The sequence below is a fragment of the Streptomyces sp. NPDC044044 genome, assembly GCF_056434405.1.
The window spans coordinates 1-16,987 of the sequence record NZ_JBWKFG010000005.1 but is presented as its reverse complement, the minus strand read 5'-3'; the positions used below and the strand labels follow the sequence as shown (position 1 = coordinate 16,987).

16 protein-coding genes are annotated in these 16,987 nt (G+C 69.7%); 13 read left to right on the top strand and 3 right to left on the bottom strand.

Annotated elements, in window-relative coordinates; translation table 11 throughout:
* The first annotated feature begins 404 nt into the window (after positions 1 to 404).
* Positions 405 to 1,094 (top strand): DUF4232 domain-containing protein, encoded by a 690-nt coding sequence (locus AC07AG_RS19610; protein ID WP_478756342.1) that lies wholly within the window; start codon positions 405 to 407, stop codon positions 1,092 to 1,094.
* Positions 1,095 to 1,155: 61 nt separating this feature from the next.
* On the opposite strand, the gene AC07AG_RS19605 is transcribed toward AC07AG_RS19610, so the two are convergent.
* The 3 genes from AC07AG_RS19605 to AC07AG_RS19595 all read right to left on the bottom strand — a co-directional run bounded on the left by AC07AG_RS19605 (position 1,156) and on the right by AC07AG_RS19595 (position 3,271).
* Positions 1,156 to 1,608: a hypothetical protein gene (locus tag AC07AG_RS19605; protein ID WP_478756341.1), complete on the bottom strand. Its 453-nt coding sequence runs from the start codon at positions 1,606 to 1,608 to the stop codon at positions 1,156 to 1,158.
* A 172-nt stretch (positions 1,609 to 1,780) separates the two neighbouring features.
* Positions 1,781 to 2,416 (bottom strand): NADPH-dependent F420 reductase, encoded by a 636-nt coding sequence (locus AC07AG_RS19600; RefSeq protein WP_478756340.1) that lies wholly within the window; start codon positions 2,414 to 2,416, stop codon positions 1,781 to 1,783.
* Between the two features lie 96 nt (positions 2,417 to 2,512).
* On the bottom strand, positions 2,513 to 3,271 hold the full coding sequence (locus AC07AG_RS19595; RefSeq protein WP_478756339.1) for a TetR/AcrR family transcriptional regulator: 759 nt from the start codon (positions 3,269 to 3,271) through the stop codon (positions 2,513 to 2,515).
* A 94-nt stretch (positions 3,272 to 3,365) separates the two neighbouring features.
* Here AC07AG_RS19595 and AC07AG_RS19590 point away from each other — a divergent pair, with 94 nt between their 5' ends.
* The 12 genes from AC07AG_RS19590 (at position 3,366) to AC07AG_RS19535 (ending at position 16,883) form a co-directional block, all read left to right on the top strand.
* Positions 3,366 to 3,587 (top strand): hypothetical protein, encoded by a 222-nt coding sequence (locus AC07AG_RS19590; protein ID WP_478756338.1) that lies wholly within the window; start codon positions 3,366 to 3,368, stop codon positions 3,585 to 3,587.
* Between the two features lie 138 nt (positions 3,588 to 3,725).
* Complete coding sequence (locus AC07AG_RS19585; protein ID WP_478756337.1) at positions 3,726 to 5,570, top strand: hypothetical protein; 1,845 nt, start codon at positions 3,726 to 3,728, stop codon at positions 5,568 to 5,570.
* 237 nt (positions 5,571 to 5,807) lie between these two features.
* Positions 5,808 to 6,116: a hypothetical protein gene (locus AC07AG_RS19580; protein WP_160505898.1), complete on the top strand. Its 309-nt coding sequence runs from the start codon at positions 5,808 to 5,810 to the stop codon at positions 6,114 to 6,116.
* Positions 6,117 to 6,324: 208 nt separating this feature from the next.
* Entirely contained in the window at positions 6,325 to 7,170 is an 846-nt protein-coding gene (locus AC07AG_RS19575; protein WP_478756336.1) for a hypothetical protein, read from the top strand.
* Positions 7,160 to 8,518, top strand: coding sequence for a hypothetical protein (locus AC07AG_RS19570; RefSeq protein ID WP_478756335.1), 1,359 nt, complete (start codon positions 7,160 to 7,162; stop codon positions 8,516 to 8,518). Before AC07AG_RS19575 ends, AC07AG_RS19570 begins: the two co-directional genes overlap by 11 nt.
* The gene (locus tag AC07AG_RS19565) at positions 8,515 to 10,074 is read left to right on the top strand and encodes an SCO6880 family protein (RefSeq protein ID WP_478756334.1); all 1,560 of its coding nucleotides are present in this window, start codon (positions 8,515 to 8,517) and stop codon (positions 10,072 to 10,074) included. Before AC07AG_RS19570 ends, AC07AG_RS19565 begins: the two co-directional genes overlap by 4 nt.
* Positions 10,075 to 10,091: 17 nt before the next feature.
* Positions 10,092 to 11,513 (top strand): ATP-binding protein, encoded by a 1,422-nt coding sequence (locus tag AC07AG_RS19560; RefSeq protein ID WP_249589079.1) that lies wholly within the window; start codon positions 10,092 to 10,094, stop codon positions 11,511 to 11,513.
* Between the two features lie 3 nt (positions 11,514 to 11,516).
* Positions 11,517 to 13,058: a type IV secretory system conjugative DNA transfer family protein gene (locus AC07AG_RS19555; protein ID WP_478756333.1), complete on the top strand. Its 1,542-nt coding sequence runs from the start codon at positions 11,517 to 11,519 to the stop codon at positions 13,056 to 13,058.
* A 115-nt stretch (positions 13,059 to 13,173) separates the two neighbouring features.
* Positions 13,174 to 14,109, top strand: a complete 936-nt coding sequence (locus AC07AG_RS19550; RefSeq protein WP_478756332.1) for an ATP-binding cassette domain-containing protein — start codon at positions 13,174 to 13,176, stop codon at positions 14,107 to 14,109.
* Positions 14,106 to 14,906, top strand: a complete 801-nt coding sequence (locus AC07AG_RS19545; protein ID WP_478756331.1) for an ABC transporter permease — start codon at positions 14,106 to 14,108, stop codon at positions 14,904 to 14,906. The genes AC07AG_RS19550 and AC07AG_RS19545 overlap by 4 nt, the downstream gene beginning before the upstream one ends.
* A gap of 25 nt (positions 14,907 to 14,931) precedes the next feature.
* Positions 14,932 to 16,212 (top strand): sensor histidine kinase, encoded by a 1,281-nt coding sequence (locus AC07AG_RS19540; RefSeq protein WP_478756330.1) that lies wholly within the window; start codon positions 14,932 to 14,934, stop codon positions 16,210 to 16,212.
* Positions 16,209 to 16,883 carry a response regulator gene (locus AC07AG_RS19535; RefSeq protein ID WP_478756329.1) on the top strand — a complete coding sequence of 225 codons (675 nt, stop codon included), beginning with the start codon at positions 16,209 to 16,211 and terminating at the stop codon, positions 16,881 to 16,883. The genes AC07AG_RS19540 and AC07AG_RS19535 overlap by 4 nt, the downstream gene beginning before the upstream one ends.
* Positions 16,884 to 16,987 lie beyond the last annotated feature (104 nt).

Below are 16,987 nucleotides of genomic sequence, written 5' to 3'. Positions count from 1 at the left end.
TGGAATCGGAACTGGAACCGGAGCCGGAGCTGACACCGGAGCTGGAGCTGGAACTGGAGCTGGAGCTGGCAGCAGCCCCGTCGCTCTCCCCCTCACACCCAGTCACCGTCAGAGCAAGAGCCGCCGCCCCGACAACCACGGCCGGCCTGAAGCGCGTACGCATGATGCGTGTATCCGTTCCCCCGTCGAGCAATGACGCCGGGACCCTAGATCACCAGCATGTCCATGATCAAACCCCTCCCCCGCCCGTCCCACTCCACCATCCCAAGCAGGGCACGTTCACGCAGGTCAGCCCCCTGAAACCATCCCAGCGTCCCGGATGACCCGGCACTCCTTGCCGCCGCCGGACCCCGCCCCCTTAGCTGTGATCACCACACAACAGCAGCACCACTACGGGGGACCCCATGAAGCACACCCGCAAGGCCGTCGCCGCAGTCATCGGCATCGTCGCCGCCCTCTCGCTCACCGCCTGCAACGGCGACGACACCGGGGCGGCGGACAGCAAGACCACCGCGCCGCCCTCGTCGGCGGACAAGGGCGGCAACGAGGACACCGGCACGGGCACCGGCTCCGGCTCCGGAGAGACGTCCGGCACCGGAGAGGCGTCCGGCGGCGACGAAGCCGCCCAGGGCACGGCCGCGGGCACCGGCGACAACAGCGACGGCGAGGTCGGCATCTGCCGTACCGACGAGCTCGAAGTGAATGCCACGGACAACACCACGGACAAGACGGAAGGCGTCGTCACCGTCGCCTTCAAGAACGGCGGTGGCCGCGACTGCACCATCAAGGGCTTCGCCGGAGTCGACCTGACGGCGTCCACGGGCGACACCCTCTCCGTGAACCGCAACGGCGAGCAGGCCGCGCCCGGGGTCCTGAAGGACGGCGAGTCCGCCGCCTTCAACATCACGTTCCCGTACAACAACACGGGCGGCTCCGGCATCCGCATCACCAGCCTCGTGGTCACGCCCCCGAACGAAACCAAGCACGTCACCCTCGACTGGCCCGCGGGCACGCTCCCGGTCACCGACGGCGAGGGCGCGGTCAAGCTGGAGATCAGCCCGGTGAACAAGGTCAGCGACTCCCCGGCAGGCTGAACCGCGTGCGGGGGCCGCCGGACGACTCCGGCGGCCCGCACAGACGGAGACGGGGACGGTGTCAGCAGGGCTTGACGTAGTAGGTGCCGCCGGGGCTCCTGACCTTGCCCTTGCTGTAGGCCCCTCCGGTCTTCTGGATCGTGTTCTTGTTCTTGTCCTTGAACTTCGCGACGGTGCCGCGCGTCTGGTTGTTGATGTAGTAGGTCGGGTGGAACTTCGTCCACGGCCCGTGGTTGACGCAGGAGTAGTACGGCTGCGCCCAGTAGTACTTCTTGTGGCCGTTCACCCACTTGTAGCCGTGCACGCAGATCGCCCCGGAGTTGCAGCGGTAGGCGGCGACCGACGCCTCCGCGGACGTCTGCGCCTGCGCCTGCATCGGCGCCCGTGCCTGTGCCGACGCCGTGGCGCCGCCCACAGCGAGGACCGCGGCACAGGCCACGGCCGCCCCCGCGATGCGCCGCCTGGTCCCGGCGCTTCCGTTGAATTCGACGCTTCCGTTGGTTCCGATGTTCATGTCTCCCCCGTACTGGCACTGTCTGGGATGACGCATCGGCGGTGTCTTGCCCGCCGTGCACACGTCACTGTGCCCGGACTGTCCCGGTACGGGCCATACAGTTCGGCGGAGCCCGAAAGGACCACCTCAGGCCCATTCAGCCGCCCAACTCCTGCTCCCCAACCCCCGACGCTCAACCGGTCCGCGGCCGCACCACCTTGAAGCCGAAGCCGTACGTACCGATCGCGTCCCCCACCCCGATGAACAGCAGCGCGGCATGCTCCTGACCGCGCGCGGTCCCGATGCCCCCCAGATCCAGCTGAGCGGCATCGGGCCAACCCAGGTCGCCGAGCAACTGCCGAGTCGTCCGCTTGGCGGCGGCGTCGTCACCGGAGAGGAAGACCATGCCCGTCTCCTCCAGGCTCCCCGGATTCGTCATCACGACCGAGTCCATGGTGACGAGCGTCTTGACGACCGGCGTCTCGGGGAACGCCGCCTGAATCTCTTCACTGAGGCTGTAGTTGGGGTGGGAGAGCTCCATGTTCTCGGTGAACCCGACACCGACGTCGACCAGCGCCTTCCCCGCCAGGGCAGCCGCGCCGATCCCCCTGAGAAGCGCCACCGACTCCGTGCCGGGCGTGGCATTGACCAGCACCTCCCCATGCGCGGCGGCCTCCCCGAGCCCCACGACGACAAACCCGCCCAACTCCTCCGCGACTCCCCGCTCCTTGGGAGACCGAGACCCCAGTACGACATCGTGCCCGGCCGCCTGCCATCCAGCGGCCAGCGCGCGAGCGACATTCCCTGTTCCAAGCAGTCCGATTCGCATGAGTACGACGCTAAGTGCCGCCCCGCGCAAGGAAATCGGGCAGAAGTTGCGGGCCCACTGGTCCCGTCGACGTACCCCACAAGCCCGATGGGATGCTCAGGCCGCGGCCGAGGTGAAAATCTTGGCCAGGTGGTAATCGAGCGTGCCGCGTACGTCGTCCAGCGTGCGGCGGCCATGCAGGACGTCCCCGCCAAGCCCGACCGCCGCGGCCACGAGCAGGTCGGCCTCGCGCTGGGCGTCCAGGCCTGGGGCCGTCTGCCCGCTCTCCTGGGCCGTGGCGATGAAACCGGCGACGAGTTCCTCCAGAGGGTGGTCGTCGCTCAGGAAGACCGCCGCGATGGCGGGGTCGGTGAGGCTGCGGGCGTAGTACGCGGAGAACACCCGCAGAGCCATGGTCCGTTGGGCGTCCAGGGGCAGGAACTCGTCGAGCATCGCGCTCAGTACGCCGCGCAGGTTCGCGGGGTCGAAGTGGACGCGGGTCCTGGCGAGGCGTTCGTTCTCGCGGTGGAGCATGTGCAGGGCGGCGACCAGGAGTTGGTGCTTGCTGCCGAAGTGGTACTGGACCATCCGCAGCGACACCCCCGCCTCCGCCGCGATCTCCCGCATGCTCGCCGCGTCCAGGCCCCGCTCGGCGGCGATGCGCCACACCGCCTCGGCGATCTGCCCGCGCCTGCGCGACCGGGCGTCGGACGAGGGCGCGGGGCGCTCGGGCGCCGGAACGGGCGGCCGCTTCCGCCGCCGGTAGGCCCTCGCCTGGCAACTGCGGGAGCAGTAGAGAGCGGGGCGTCCACGCTTGCCCGGGGTGCTCATTCCGGCACGGCAGACCGTGCAGCGGGCCTTCTTTTCATCACGCATGACTCTCATTCTAGAACCTGGAATGTGTGACGTAATAGCGAGAATTCCCTTGGTGGGGAGCGGTATTTGAAGAACCCGCTGATACGTTCGTAACGTGAAGTACGACATCCTGCAGATCCTCGGCGCAGTCCTGATGTGTTTCTCCGCCCAAGGTCTCATCCGACTACTCATCGACCACGACAACACCGGCTTCATGGGCTGGCTCCCCGGCGGCTTCGCGGCCCTCCTCGCCGCCTACGTCGTGGCCCTCACCACCGGCGTACTCCTGACCGTCTGGTCCCACACCCGGGCGAAGGCGCTCGGCCGCCGGAACTGACCGGAGCTCACCGGAGCTGACCGGAACTGACGGAACTGGAGGGCGCGCGGGCGGTTGACGGGTGTCCAACTTTCCCCGATCGTTGGGGAATTGGGCGCAAATCAAAGCGCTGTGTTGTGACGGCTGGGGGGAGCCGAAATGCAACCTGGGGACGAGCACGCCGCGGAGCCGAGCGATGCGGTGCCACCGAGGCAGGGCGATCAGTTCGGACCACCGCCCCCGATGACACCGCCACCCTCCGCCTCACCACCACCCCCCGCGTCGCCGCCGCCACCGCCTTCCGCGCCACCGCCTTCCGCGTCACCGCCTCCCTCCTCACCTCCGCCCCTGCCCCCGCCTCCCGCGGCCCCGCCCACCGTCGGCCCACCCGCACCTCCGCCCGCACCCCCGCCCGCACCCCGGGCTGCCCCGGACGCCCTGCGCGCCCTCTCCGCGGCCCTCCTCAACCTCACCGGCCTCGGCCTCGGCTACGTCCTCCTGAAGCACTGGCTCCTGGCAGCCGTCTGCTGGGCCGCGACCGCCGCGCTCCTCTTCGTGGCGTTTCCCGCCGAGGTCGACGGCGTCCCCGGCGGCGTACTCATCGGCTTCGTGGCCTTCCTGCTCCTCGCGGCGGCCGACGGGGCCCGCCGCGCCCTCCGCACGCACCGGACCTGGCCGCTGCGCGCGCCGCTCGCCGTCGGACTCGGGCTCGTCCTGCTCGCCGTCCCCGCAGGCGGGGTCATCGCGTACGACGCCGCGCGCGACGACGCGGTCGAGGAGATGCTGCTCGACCGGCTCGACAAGGCCGACAGGATCGTCACGGCCGCCGACGGCCGCACCTTCGACTCCGCCAAGGACGACTACCGCTCCGCCCTCGCCATCTACCGCGACCTCGGCGACGACCACCCGGACTCGAAGGCCGCCAAGCGCGTGCCGGACAGCCTCAGCGCGTACTACAAGTCCGTCGCCGCGCCCTACGACGAGCGCAAGTACTGCGACGCCCTCGAACCCCTGAAGTACCTCCGCACCCTCCCCGACACCCTCGGCAAGGACCGCGTCGGCACCCTCGCCACCTGGCCCGACGACCGCCTCGCCACCTCCCTCTACGAGTGCGGCAGCCAGGGCCTCGGCACGGCGGCAGGCGCGACGGCCGGCACGGGCACCGGCGGCGAGTTCGGCGAGCTCCTGCGGACGTTCCCCGAATCCGACCAGGCCGGGAAGGTCGAGCCCGCGATCCGCGAGGCCATCGACGCGCGCTCGTCGGACCTGAAGGGCTCCGACCCCTGCAAGGCCACCGAGGAACTCCGCGGCATCGGCACCACCGCCAAGGCGCTCCCCGCCGACGCGGGCGGCGACCTCTCCGGCGACGCAGCGAGCGCGGTGGAGTCCGGGGTGTACGCGTGCGGCGTGGACGAGTTCAAGGACGGGAAGTTCGGGGCGGCCGCCAAGACGCTCAACGACTTCACGGGGACCTACAAGAGCAACGGCAAGCGCGACCGCGCCAAGGACATCGCCATCGCCGCCGAGATCGCCGAAGTCCGCCCTTCGGCCGGAAGCAGCCTCCCGCCCGCCAAGTCGCCCGGCGGCGCGAAGCTCACGTACGTCGTCGAGAACGGCGGCCCAGGACCGCTCGAAGTCCTCTACACCGGCCCCACCACCGGCAGCCTCAAGCTCGCGTCGTGCGGCGGCTGCAAGACGTACACCAGCAAGGCCCAGGGCAAGAAGGCCTGCCTGGCGGGCAAGGGCCACCCGCAGAAGACGCTCAGCCTGCCCCCGGGCGACTACCACTTCCTCTACAAGCGCGACGCGAGCAGCGTGGGAAGCGTCCGCAACAACGCCGAGGGCAGCAAGGTCCAGCCCGGCTACCGCTACACCGACTGCTCGTACGTCGTGACGGGCGGCGGCCTCGGCGGCCTCGATGGCCTGGACGGGCTCGACGGGCTCGACGGGCTCGACGGACTCGATGACGTCAGCGACCTCGATGGCCCCGACGGGCCTGCATGACCCATGATGTGAGTCTCCGTCACCGGACCAGGTCAGAATGAGACCTGGTCAGAGGGCACGCCGGGCCGTCATTGCCCGGCGTCACTCACCGTGATACACAGAGTGACCATACGTTTCAGCCAACGAATGACGCCAAGTCGACATGCACTGGCCCATTTGTCGGCGAGAATGAGCCTGTCCTCTGTACTGCGGTAGGCAGAGGTGACGGAACAACCCACTAGGGGCGGTGAGTTACACATGCTTATGGCAGCCGAAAAGGGCGACATCACCACCATCATCGGCGGGATCGCCCCCGACTGGGGTCCCTTCGGGAGCCTGGGCAACGAGGCGCGGGTGATGATCGAGGTCGTGATGGCGATCGCCATCCTCCTCTGTCTCGGCATTGCGATCTGGGGCGCGGCGAAGCAGCGCATCGGCGCGACGGCGCTGCGCGACACCTTCAGCGCCGAGCAGGGCAAGGGCCTGATCATCGCGGGCCTGACCGGCGTCTTCATCATCGGATCGCTCGGCACGGTCTTCACCATCGTGTACGGCATGGCGGTATAGCCCCGCCACTTTCTTATGTCCCCGTCCCCCTGTCCCCCCTCCCCCTGTCCCCCTCCCCCTGTCCCCCTCCGACCCACCCATCCGTCGTGCCCACCGGCTGAGGTTGCAACTCCCTGATGTCGAGTCACCACACCGCGCCCGCGCGGGAACCAGCACGGCTACCGTCGTACGTGGCGGTTCACCGAGAGGTTGAGGGGGCGTACGCGGCATGAGTCTCGACGACGAGCGGAACGACGGCCTCTACGGCGGCTCGGGCGAGACCCGGACGCGTCTCCCCGAGGGCGAGGGGGGCGGCCAGGACGGGTACGGAGGACCGCGCAGATCCGGCCGTTCTTCGTCACGGAGTCTCGTGACGGTGGTCGGTGTGGTGGTGCTGCTGATCGCGGCCATCGCCTTCGCGAACCGTGGCGGCGATGAGGGCTCCTCCGGAGGGGGAGGCGGGGACGGCAAGAAGGCGGGGGCGGATCCCACGGCCGCCTCCGGCGAGAAGCCGGTCGACGGCAAGACGTCGGGGATTCCTTCCGGGTTCGCGAAGAGCGAGCAGGGCGTACAGTCCGCTGCCGCGAACTATGCGGTGGCACTGGGATCGGCGGACATGTTCAAGCCCGCCCTTCGCCACAGCATCGTCAACACCGTCTACACCCCGGCGGCGGCCGCCGACCGCCAGGGTTCACTGGACAAGGTGTACTCCGGCAAGGAGTTTCTGACGGGCATCGGCCTTAACCCCGACGGTAGCGCGCCGAACGGCACGACCTTCGTATCGCGCATCATCCCCGTGGGCACGAAGGCCAAGAGTCTGAGCGGCAACTCCGCGACCGTGGAGATCTGGTACTCGTCGCTCTTCGGCCTCGCCGGAGAGAACACCAAGAACCCCGTCTCCGAGAGCTGGTTCACGAACACGTACGAGATGCGGTGGGTCGGTGGCGACTGGAAGGTCGCCGACTTCAAGCAGAAGGACGGCCCCGTCCCCGTCGGGCGCGACCAAAGGGCCTCGACAGCCGACGACATGGCGAAGGCTGTGGAGGAGTACGGAGGGTTCACTTATGCCCGGTAGCAACCGCCGTCGGACCCTCACGCTTGCCGCCGCAGTCACCACGGTGCAGACCGCGGTGGTCCTCTTCTCGACGCGTGCCTTCGCCGCGCCCGAGCCCGACGACGACCCCTGCGACCTCATCCGGGGCCCTGCCAAGGAGTACTGCGAAAAGGGCAACGACAACGGCAGCGGCGGAGGCAGCGGCAAATACCCCACAGACGCCCCCATCGACTCCACCGCCGACCCCCTCTCCTCCCTGGCAAAGGGCTGCGCCGAAGCCGCCTCCTGGACTGTCGACAAGCTCTCCGACGCCGTGAAGGAGACCGCCGAGGTCGACTTCACGAACCCCAGCTTCCTCAAGCAGTACGCGGTCGTCTTCGCCGCGTCGACCATCCTGACCCTGCTCCTGTGGCTCCTCGCAGTGGCCAAGCGCGCAGTGCGAGGCGTCCCCCTCACCACCGCGCTCAGCGAAGCCATCGGATTCCTCTGGCTCACGGTCCTCGCCTCCGCCTTCACGCCGCTGATCCTCTACACGGTCGTCTCGGCGGCCGACGGCGTGAGCGACGTCATCGCGAAAGCGACGGGCGGTCAGACGGACACGTTCTTCGGGACGTTCTCGGCCGCGCTGAAGAAGGGCGACGACATCGGCGGCGGGCCGATCATGCTGATCGTCGTCTCGCTCGTCTCGATCCTCGCCGCCGGCATCCTCTGGCTCGAGCTCGTCATCCGGGCCGCCCTGCTCTACGTCGGCGCGCTGCTCGGCACCGTCGTGTACGCCGGTCTGGTCGACAAGAACCTGTGGACGCACGTCCGCCGCTGGGCCGGGATCATGATCGCGGTGGTCCTGGTGAAACCCATCATCGTCATCGTGCTCGGCCTGGCCGGAGCGCTCTCCGCGGGCGACGGCCCCGACTCCTTCTCCGCGGTCGTCTCCGGGCTCTCGATCATCCTGCTCGCCATCTTCGCGAGCGCCATGATCTACCGCTTCGTCCCCGGCTTCGGCGACGAGATCGCCAACTCCCGGAACAACCGCATCTCCCAGGGCGCCGAGAATCGCGCCGCGGCCGTCATCACCTCCCCCGCGTCCCTCGTCTCCCAGGGCATCAAGACCCACAGCTCCCGTGGAGGCGGCGGAGGCGGCGGCAACAACCAGCCGCGGCCCGCCAACCCCGTCGGCGGCGGCGTAGCCGCCCACAGCAGCCGCCCCAGCGGCGGCGGAGGCGGCTCATCGAACGGCGGCGGATCTGTCCCCTCCGCCGCACCCCCGCCCCGGGGCAGCGCGACCAGCACACCGCACGCGCGCAACCGCGGCGGGGCAGGAAACGGTTCCACTGGAAGTACCAAACGCACGGGAGGTGAAGGGCGTTGACGACTCAGTCCCACGTGTCGCAACCGATCGCGCCCCGCCGCACATATCTGATCGGCCGCGCGCGGCCGAACGCCATCGTCGGAAAGAACCGGGAGACCGGCGAGATCGCACTGATCATCGCGGGAGCCTTCCTCGGGATGATGTGCGGGCTCCTCGTCCCTGTCCTCTCCCTGCGCATCGTGCTGCTCATGGGCTTCCCGATGCTCGCGATCGCCGCGGTCTACGTCCCCTACAAGGGCCGCACGTTCTACAAGTGGTTCGAGATCAACCGCAGCTACAAGCGCTCCCTCAAGCGCGGCACCGCCTACCGCTCGGCCACCCCCGAGGCGGGCGTCCGCTTCGACGGCCGGGAGATCGAGGTCGGCCCGCCACCCGGCATCGGCCGCATCAGCTGGCTCGCCGCGCCCTTCGGTCCCGACGAGATCGCCGTGCTCCTGCACGCCGACCGGCGGACCGTCACCGCCGCCATCGAGATCGAGGGCCCGGGTGTGGGTCTTCGCGACTCCGAGGACCAGGAGGCGCTGGTCGACCGGTTCGGGACGCTGCTCAAGCACGTCGCCAATGGCGACGGCTTCGTGACGCGGCTCCAGATGCTCGCCCGCACCCTCCCCGCCGACCCGGACGCCCACGCCAAGGACGTCAGCGTACGAGGCGACGACCGGGCACTGCCCTGGCTGCAGCAGTCGTACGAGCAGCTCCAGTCGATGGTCTCCACCAGCAGCGAGCAGCACCGCGCCTATCTGGTGGCCTGCATGCACTACTCGCGCGACCTGGCCGCCGAGGCCCAGGCGATGGCCCGCGCCAGCCGCCCGCACGGCGGCCGGAAGCTCGACAAGGACGGCGGTCTCGCCGTCGTCATGGCGCGCGAGCTGACCGACATCTGCTCGCGGCTCCAGGAAGCCGACATCCGCGTACGGCAGCCGCTCGGACAAGGGCGGCTCTCGTCTCTCGTGCACTCCATGTACGACCCGGACCACCCCATCGACCACATCCAGGCGATGACGAAGCGCAACGCCTGGCCGGCCGAGCTCGACGCCATGGAGCCCACCTACCTCCAGGCCAAGACCCGCGAGTCCTCCACCCGCGCGCCCTGGTGCCACGCCACGGCCTGGGTGAAGGAGTGGCCGATGACGCCCGTCGGCGTCAACTTCCTCGCCCCGCTGCTCGTCCACACCCCGGACGTGATCCGCACGGTCGCGGTGACCATGGACCTCGAACCCACCGAGGTCGCCATCGAGCGCATGCTGACGGAGAAGACGAACGACGAGGCCGAGGCGAGCCGCCAGGCCAAGCTGAACCGCACGGTCGACCCCCGCGACATCGCATCGAACTCCCGTCTGGACCAGCGCGGCGAGGACCTCGCGAGCGGCGCGGCAGGCGTCAACATCGTCGGCTACATCACCGTCTCCTCCCGTTCCCCCGAAGCCCTCGCGCGCGACAAGCGCACCATCCGGGCCTCGGCCGGGAAGTCGTATCTGAAGCTGGAGTGGTGCGACCGCGAGCACCACAGGGCCTTCGTCAATACGCTGCCGTTCGCGACCGGCATCCGACGCTAGAGGCGAGGGCTGCCAACATGCGGGATCCGCTGACCATCCTCACGGACGCCTTCACGTCCTTCCTGTTCGGGAAGGTGGAGACGACCCGACTCCCGGTGCGTACGTCGACGGGGCAGGCCCAGGCGGTCTATCTGCCGACGGCCGCCCCCGGCCTCGGCGACTCGGGCGTGATCATCGGGCGCGAGGTGTACTCCGGCAAGGGATACATCTACGACCCCTTCCAGCTCTACGGCCAGCAGCTCCCCGCCCCGCACTGGCTGGTGCTCGGCGAGTCGGGCAACGGCAAGTCGGCGCTCGAGAAGACGTACGTCCTGCGGCAGTTGAGGTTCAAGGACCGGCAGGTCGTCGTGCTCGACGCGCAGGGCGAGGACGGCGTGGGCGAATGGAACCTCATCGCCCAGGAGCTGGGAATAACTCCCATCCGCCTCGACCCGACGGCCGCCCTGGACATGGGGATCCGCCTCAACCCCCTCGACCCCGCGATCACGACGACGGGTCAGCTCGCGCTGCTCAGAACGATCATCGAGGTCGCGATGGGGCACGGGCTCGACGAGCGCTCGGGCTTCGCGCTCAAGGTCGCCCACGCGTACGTGAACGAGACGATCGTCGAGCGCCAGCCCGTCCTGACGGACATCGTGGAGCAGCTCAGGCACCCGGAGCCGGAGTCGGCCGAGGCCATGAACGTCGCCATAGACGACGTACGGGCGTGGGGTCTGGACGTCGCGCTCGTCCTGGACCGTCTGGTCGACGGTGACCTGCGGGGCATGTTCGACGGCCCGACCACGGTCGGCATCGACCTGGACGCCCCGCTGATCGTCTTCGACCTCTCGCACATCGACCGCAACTCGATCGCGATGCCGATCCTGATGGCGATCGTCGGCGTCTGGCTGGAACACACCTGGATCCGCCCGGACCGCAAGAAGCGCATCTTCCTGGTGGAGGAGGCGTGGCACATCATCAACTCCCCCTTCGTCGCGCAGCTCTTCCAGCGCCTGCTGAAGTTCGGCCGACGGCTCGGCCTCTCCTTCGTGGCGGTGGTCCACCACCTGAGCGACGTGGTGGACGGGGCGGCGGCCAAGGAAGCCGCAGCGATCCTGAAGATGGCATCGACACGGACGATCTACGCCCAGAAGGCCGACGAGGCGAGAGCGACGGGCCGGGTCCTCGGCCTGCCACGCTGGGCGGTGGAGATCATCCCCACCCTCACGCCCGGCATCGCGGTGTGGGACGTGAACGGCAACGTCCAGGTGGTCAAACACCTGATCACGGAGACCGAACGACCCCTGGTCTTCACCGACCGCGCCATGACGGAGTCGTCGGCGGACCAACTGCTCGGCGACGACGCGCTGCGGGCCGCGGACCTGGAGGCGGAGGAGCGTGCGGCATACATGGAGCAACAGATGAACGGTCCGTCGTCGTCGCGTTCCGGGGTGGCATGACCGATGGGATACCGGCAGCCTGAGCCCGAGTACCGCGACCGGGGCGGGCGCCGCGAGTCACGGGAACGGGGCATCCCCGACGGCCTCCTGGTGGGCGGCCTCGCCTTCGTGCTCGGCCTGACGGTCCTCGTCTGGTCGGCGACGGGCCTGGCCGGCCTGTTCTCGCACGGGTCCTGGCCCAAGAACGTCACCTTCGGCAATACGCCGGTGGCGATGCGGCACCTGGTCCAGCAGCCGCACGACATCACGGGCGCGTGGCCGGCCACCCCGGCGACGCAGCTCACCGGCTACGGCCTGTTCTGGGGCCTGCTCATCGGCCAGCTGATGGTGCTCGTGGTGCTCACGATCTTCGTCATGGGCACGGTGACGCGCTGGCGCGCGGTACGCAGGGCGAGACGCGAGGCTCCAGAGCCCCACGCTCCGGCGGAGGCGGCCCCGACACCGACTCAAACCGAGGCGCTTCCGGCTCCGGCTCCGCTTCCGGCTCCGGCTCCGGCTCCGGCTCCGGCTCCGGCTCCGGCCGAGCCAGCTCCCGTCGAGGCCGCCCCCGCCACCCCCGCCGCGGTGTACAGCACCGAGCCGCCGGGCGCAGAAACAGCCACTGTCCCCACCCCCCGCACACCCCTCGTACTAGGCCCCCAGGAAACCCGCAGACCCCTCGCAGCAGAGGCAATCAGAGACGCAGAGGGCGCAGCCCTGGTCCTCACCTCGGACCCCACCTTGTGGGAAGAGACCAAGGACGCCAGAGCGAAGCTCGGCCCAGTCCTGGTCTACGACCCCTCCCACCTCTGCGACACCCCCGCGAGAATGCACTGGTCCCCCACGGCCAACTGCGAGGACAAGGCAACAGCGGCCCAACGAGCCACCGCCCTGCTGGCCGCCATAAGGCCGAGCGCCAAGCTGGACAGCACCGTCGCCGACACCGCGGAAACCCTCCTCCGCAGCTTCCTGCACGCCGCCGCGGTGGACGGCCGCCCCGTCAAGCACGTACACCGCTGGGCCCAGGGAACCGGCGTCCAGGACGCCGTCCGCATCCTCCGCACCCACCAGAAGGCCGCATCGGGAGCCGCGGGCGAACTGGAGGCGGCCCTCACCGCGTACCCGGAACGCCGCGACATGGCCCAGGAGTTGACGGCACGCGCGCTCTCCGCCCTTTTCACTCTCAACGTACGTGAATCGTGCACCCCAAACAGAACCGATGCCCTCACCCTGGATTCCTTCATCGATGAAGGGGGCACGCTTTTTGTGGTGGGTGAAGCCATCGAGGACCCCAAATCGCCCAAGGGGCCGGGCGCGATGCCCCTCCTCACGGCCCTCGCCTCAAGCGTGGTCGAGCACGGCCGGCGCATGGCCGAACGGTCATCCTCCGGTCGGCTCGACCCACCAATGACGCTGGTCCTGGACGACGTGGCCGCCGTGGCCCCGCTCCCCCAGCTCCCGGAGCTCCTGTCCACCGGCGCGGACCGCGGCCTGCCCACCCTGGCCCTCCTCCGCTCGCGCGAACAGGCCCGCACCCGCTGGCCGCACGCGGAGCTCCCCGGCTAGACACGACCCGAGGACGGACTCAGGGTCCCCGTCCTACCGCGGTACTACCCCTGCCCGCCCACGTCCCGCCCCTGGTCCGACGCCCCGCGCCCCCGCACGCACCAGCATCGGAACCATGATTCGGGCATACGAACTCACCAAGCGCTACGGCGACAAGACCGTCGTGGAGGACCTGACCTTCACCGTCCACCCGGGCACCGTCACCGGCTTCCTCGGCCCCAACGGCGCGGGCAAGTCCACCACCATGCGGATGCTCCTCGGCCTTGACGCCCCGACCCGCGGCCGCTCCACCGTCGGCGGCCGGGCGTACGCGACGCATGCCGCGCCCCTGCACGAGGTGGGCGCGCTCCTCGAGGCCCGGTCCATCCATCCGGGCCGCACCGCCTTCCACCACCTGATGGCCCTGGCCCACACGCACGGCATCCCGCGCCGCCGCGTCGACGAGGTCCTGGACCTCGTGGGCATCCACGAGGTCGCCCGCAAGCGCGTGAAGGGCTTCTCCCTCGGCATGGGCCAGCGCCTGGGCATCGCGGCCGCGCTCCTCGGCGACCCGGCCGCGATCATCCTCGACGAGCCGGTCAACGGCCTCGACCCCGAGGGCGTCCTGTGGATCCGCAACCTCCTCAAGTCCCTTGCCGCGGAAGGCCGTACGGTCCTCGTCTCCTCGCACCTCATGAGCGAGATGGCGCTGACCGCCGAGCACCTGATCATCATCGGCCGCGGCAGGCTCCTCGCGGACACGACGGTCGAGGCGTTCGTACGCGACTCGGGCACCGGCTCCGTCAAGGTCGTCACCCCCGAGGCGGGCCTGCTCGGCGAACTGCTCGCCGCGCCCGGCGTACAGATCACGGGTGAGGGGCCCGGCGTCCTCGACGTACGCGGCACGGACGGCGAGCACATCGGCCGCACGGCGGCGCAGCACGGCATCCCGGTCTTCGAACTCACCCCGCACACCGCCTCGCTGGAGCAGGCCTTCATGGACCTGACGCGGGACTCGGTCGAGTACGTCGCGTCGGTCTCCACCAGCGTGCCGGAAGGAGCAGCGGCATGAGCACCTCCACAGCAACCGTCCCCCGCACAACCGCCCCCTACCGCCTCACCACCCCCGGAATCCTCCGCTCCGAGTGGCACAAGCTGTGGACGCTCCGCTCGACCTGGATCATGCTCGGCCTCGCGAGCGTCTTCACCGTCATCCTCGGCATGATCCTCGCCGCGACCTACACACCCAGCCCCGACGACGAGATCGACCCGGTCACCTACGCCCTGCTCGGCACCCAGATCGGCCAGGTCGCGATCGCGGTCCTCGGCATCCTCATCACCGCGGGCGAGTACTCGACGGGCATGGTGCGGGCCACGATGGCCGCGGTGCCGCGCCGCCTGCCGGTGCTCTGGGCGAAGAGCGCCATGTTCTCCGCGGTCGCGCTCGGCACGCTCCTGGTCACCAATTTCCTCACGTTCCCGCTGGCCCAGATGTTCCTCGGCGGCACGGACCTGGAGGCCTCGCTCGGCGACCCCGGCATCGCACGCGCCCTGGCGGGCTCCGCCGCGGGCACCGCCCTCATCGGCGTCATCGTGCTCGGCCTCGGCTCGGCCCTGCGCAGCGTCCCCGGGACGATCGGCGCGTACGTCGGCGGCCTGATCCTGCTGCCCCAGCTCGCCACGATGATCCCGAACGACACGGTGCGGGACGCCCTCGGCTACTTCCCGCTCCCTGCCTCCGAGTCCCTCGCGGCCCTGCACACCTCGTCCGGCGACCTCTCGCCCGGCGCGGGCCTCCTGACCCTGTGCGTGTGGGCGGTGGCATCCCTGGCAGCGGCGGCGTATCTGCTGAAGCGACGGGACGTATGAGCGGATCGCGTACGAGGATGAGGCCGTGACCCCCCGGATCTCCCCGCACCCGGCCGACGACGGCGCCCCGGACCACGACTGGTCCGAGGGCGCCCAGCCGCTGACCCGGTACGTCGAACGCGGCGTCCAGTGGGTGCGCTCCTTCGACCGGCGCCGTCCCCTGGTCTGGGACATCCTGCTGACCGGCTTCTTCGTGGTCGCCGCCTTCATCGACGTCGCGGGCGACGGCTGGCTCAACATCACCGAGAACAAGGACGTCCCGCTCTGGCTGGTGTACACGTTGACGGCCGTGTTCTCGGTGCCGCTGCTGTGGCGCCGCCGCCATCCCCTCGCCGTCTACGCCGTGATGGCCGTGGCCACGCTGGTCAACGACTGGTCAGGCGCGTCCCTCCAGGCCTCGCTCACCCTGCTCATCGTGGTCTTCAACATCGCGATGCGGCTGCCGGCGCGCACACTGGCCTGGACGTACTGCCTGACCGTGGTGCCGAGCGTGGTCGGCCACATCCGCTATCCACAGGGCAGTTGGGACCAGCAGGTCGTCCCGACGATGATGAGCTTCGCGATCGTCGCCCTGATGGGCATCGCGTTCCGCACCCGCCAGGAGTACATGGCATCGCTCGTGCAGCGAGCCAAGCAGCTCGAAGTCGAACGCGACCAGCAGGCGCGGCTCGCCACGAACGCCGAACGCACGCGCATCGCCCGCGAGATGCACGACATCATCGGCCACAACCTCTCGGTCATCACGACGCTCGCGGACGGCGGTTCGTACGCGGCCGCCAAATCCCCGGAGCGAGCCGCCCAGGCCCTGACGGCCATCGGCACCACAAGCCGCCAGGCCCTGACGGAACTGCGCCGCCTCCTGGACGTACTGCGCGAGGAAGCCCCGCAGACCGCGGCCCTCGCTCCCCAGCCCGCACTCACGGACCTGGACCAACTCATCGACGGGGTACGGTCCGCGGGCCTTCCGGTACGCAGCACGGTGCGCGGCCGCCCCGACTCGCTCCCGGCGGGCCGGCAGCTCACGGTCTACCGCGTGGTGCAGGAGGCCCTCACGAACACGCTCAAGCACGGGGGCCCGGAGGCGACGGCCTATGTGGACGTCGCGTACGGCGACGACGGGGTGCGGGCGACAGTGACGGACACGGGGGTGGGCGGACAGCCGTCCGCGGACTCCGGCGGCAGAGGCATCACGGGAATGCGCGAGCGAACGGCCCTGTACGACGGGACACTTGAGGCAGGCCCGCGGCGAAAGCCGCCGGGCGGCTGGCAAGTAGAACTCCACATCCCCAAGGAATCCGCCCAGTGACGACCGTGCTCATCGTCGACGACCAACCGATGCAACGCTTCGGCTTCCGCATGCTCCTGGAGAGCCAGGACGACATGGAGGTGGTGGGAGAGGCCGGCAACGGCAGCGAGGCGGTCCGCATGACGGCCGAACTCCACCCGGACGTGGCCCTGATGGACATCCGCATGCCGGGCCTCGACGGCATCGAGGCCACACGCCGCATCGTGGCCGCGGGCGACCGCACCCGGGTTCTGATCCTCACCACGTTCGACCTGGACGAGTACGCGTACGCGGGCCTGCGCGCGGGGGCATCGGGCTTCCTCATCAAGGACGCGCTCCCGGAGGAGCTCCTCTCCGGCATCCGCGCGGTCGCCACGGGAGACGCGGTCGTGGCCCCCAGCCTGACCCGCCGCCTCCTCGACGCATACGCCGATCACTTGCCGACGCGTACGGGTGCGGACGCCGACGACCCCGCACGGGACCCGCGCCTGGCGTCACTGACGGACCGGGAGCGCGAGATCCTGACGGTCATCGGTCAGGGATGGACGAATGCGGAGATCGCGGGACGGCTGCACGTCGCGGAGTCGACGGTGAAGACGCATGTGGGACGCATTCTCGCGAAGACGGGGGCGAGGGACCGGGTACAGGCGGTGATTCTGGCGTACGACACGAAATTGGTGAGCCCGGAGTAGGCAATGGCTGGTGAACGCAGAAAACCCCCGCACCCAGAGGGTGCGGGGGTTTCCCGTTAATAATAGTTCGGCGGCGTCCTACTCTCCCACAGGGTCCCCCCTGC

Excerpts from the sequence above, each read along its gene's own strand:
- AC07AG_RS19605 (WP_478756341.1), bottom strand. The coding sequence starts at position 1,608 with ATGAACATCGGAACCAACGGAAGCGTCGAATTCAACGGAAGCGCCGGG.
- AC07AG_RS19550 (WP_478756332.1), top strand. The coding sequence starts at position 13,174 with ATGATTCGGGCATACGAACTCACCAAGCGCTACGGCGACAAGACCGTC.
- AC07AG_RS19560 (WP_249589079.1), top strand. The coding sequence starts at position 10,092 with ATGCGGGATCCGCTGACCATCCTCACGGACGCCTTCACGTCCTTCCTG.
- AC07AG_RS19610 (WP_478756342.1), top strand. The coding sequence starts at position 405 with ATGAAGCACACCCGCAAGGCCGTCGCCGCAGTCATCGGCATCGTCGCC.
- AC07AG_RS19570 (WP_478756335.1), top strand. The coding sequence starts at position 7,160 with ATGCCCGGTAGCAACCGCCGTCGGACCCTCACGCTTGCCGCCGCAGTC.
- AC07AG_RS19585 (WP_478756337.1), top strand. The coding sequence starts at position 3,726 with ATGCAACCTGGGGACGAGCACGCCGCGGAGCCGAGCGATGCGGTGCCA.
- AC07AG_RS19545 (WP_478756331.1), top strand. The coding sequence starts at position 14,106 with ATGAGCACCTCCACAGCAACCGTCCCCCGCACAACCGCCCCCTACCGC.
- AC07AG_RS19555 (WP_478756333.1), top strand. The coding sequence starts at position 11,517 with ATGGGATACCGGCAGCCTGAGCCCGAGTACCGCGACCGGGGCGGGCGC.
- AC07AG_RS19575 (WP_478756336.1), top strand. The coding sequence starts at position 6,325 with ATGAGTCTCGACGACGAGCGGAACGACGGCCTCTACGGCGGCTCGGGC.
- AC07AG_RS19600 (WP_478756340.1), bottom strand. The coding sequence starts at position 2,416 with ATGCGAATCGGACTGCTTGGAACAGGGAATGTCGCTCGCGCGCTGGCC.
- AC07AG_RS19595 (WP_478756339.1), bottom strand. The coding sequence starts at position 3,271 with ATGCGTGATGAAAAGAAGGCCCGCTGCACGGTCTGCCGTGCCGGAATG.
- AC07AG_RS19580 (WP_160505898.1), top strand. The coding sequence starts at position 5,808 with ATGCTTATGGCAGCCGAAAAGGGCGACATCACCACCATCATCGGCGGG.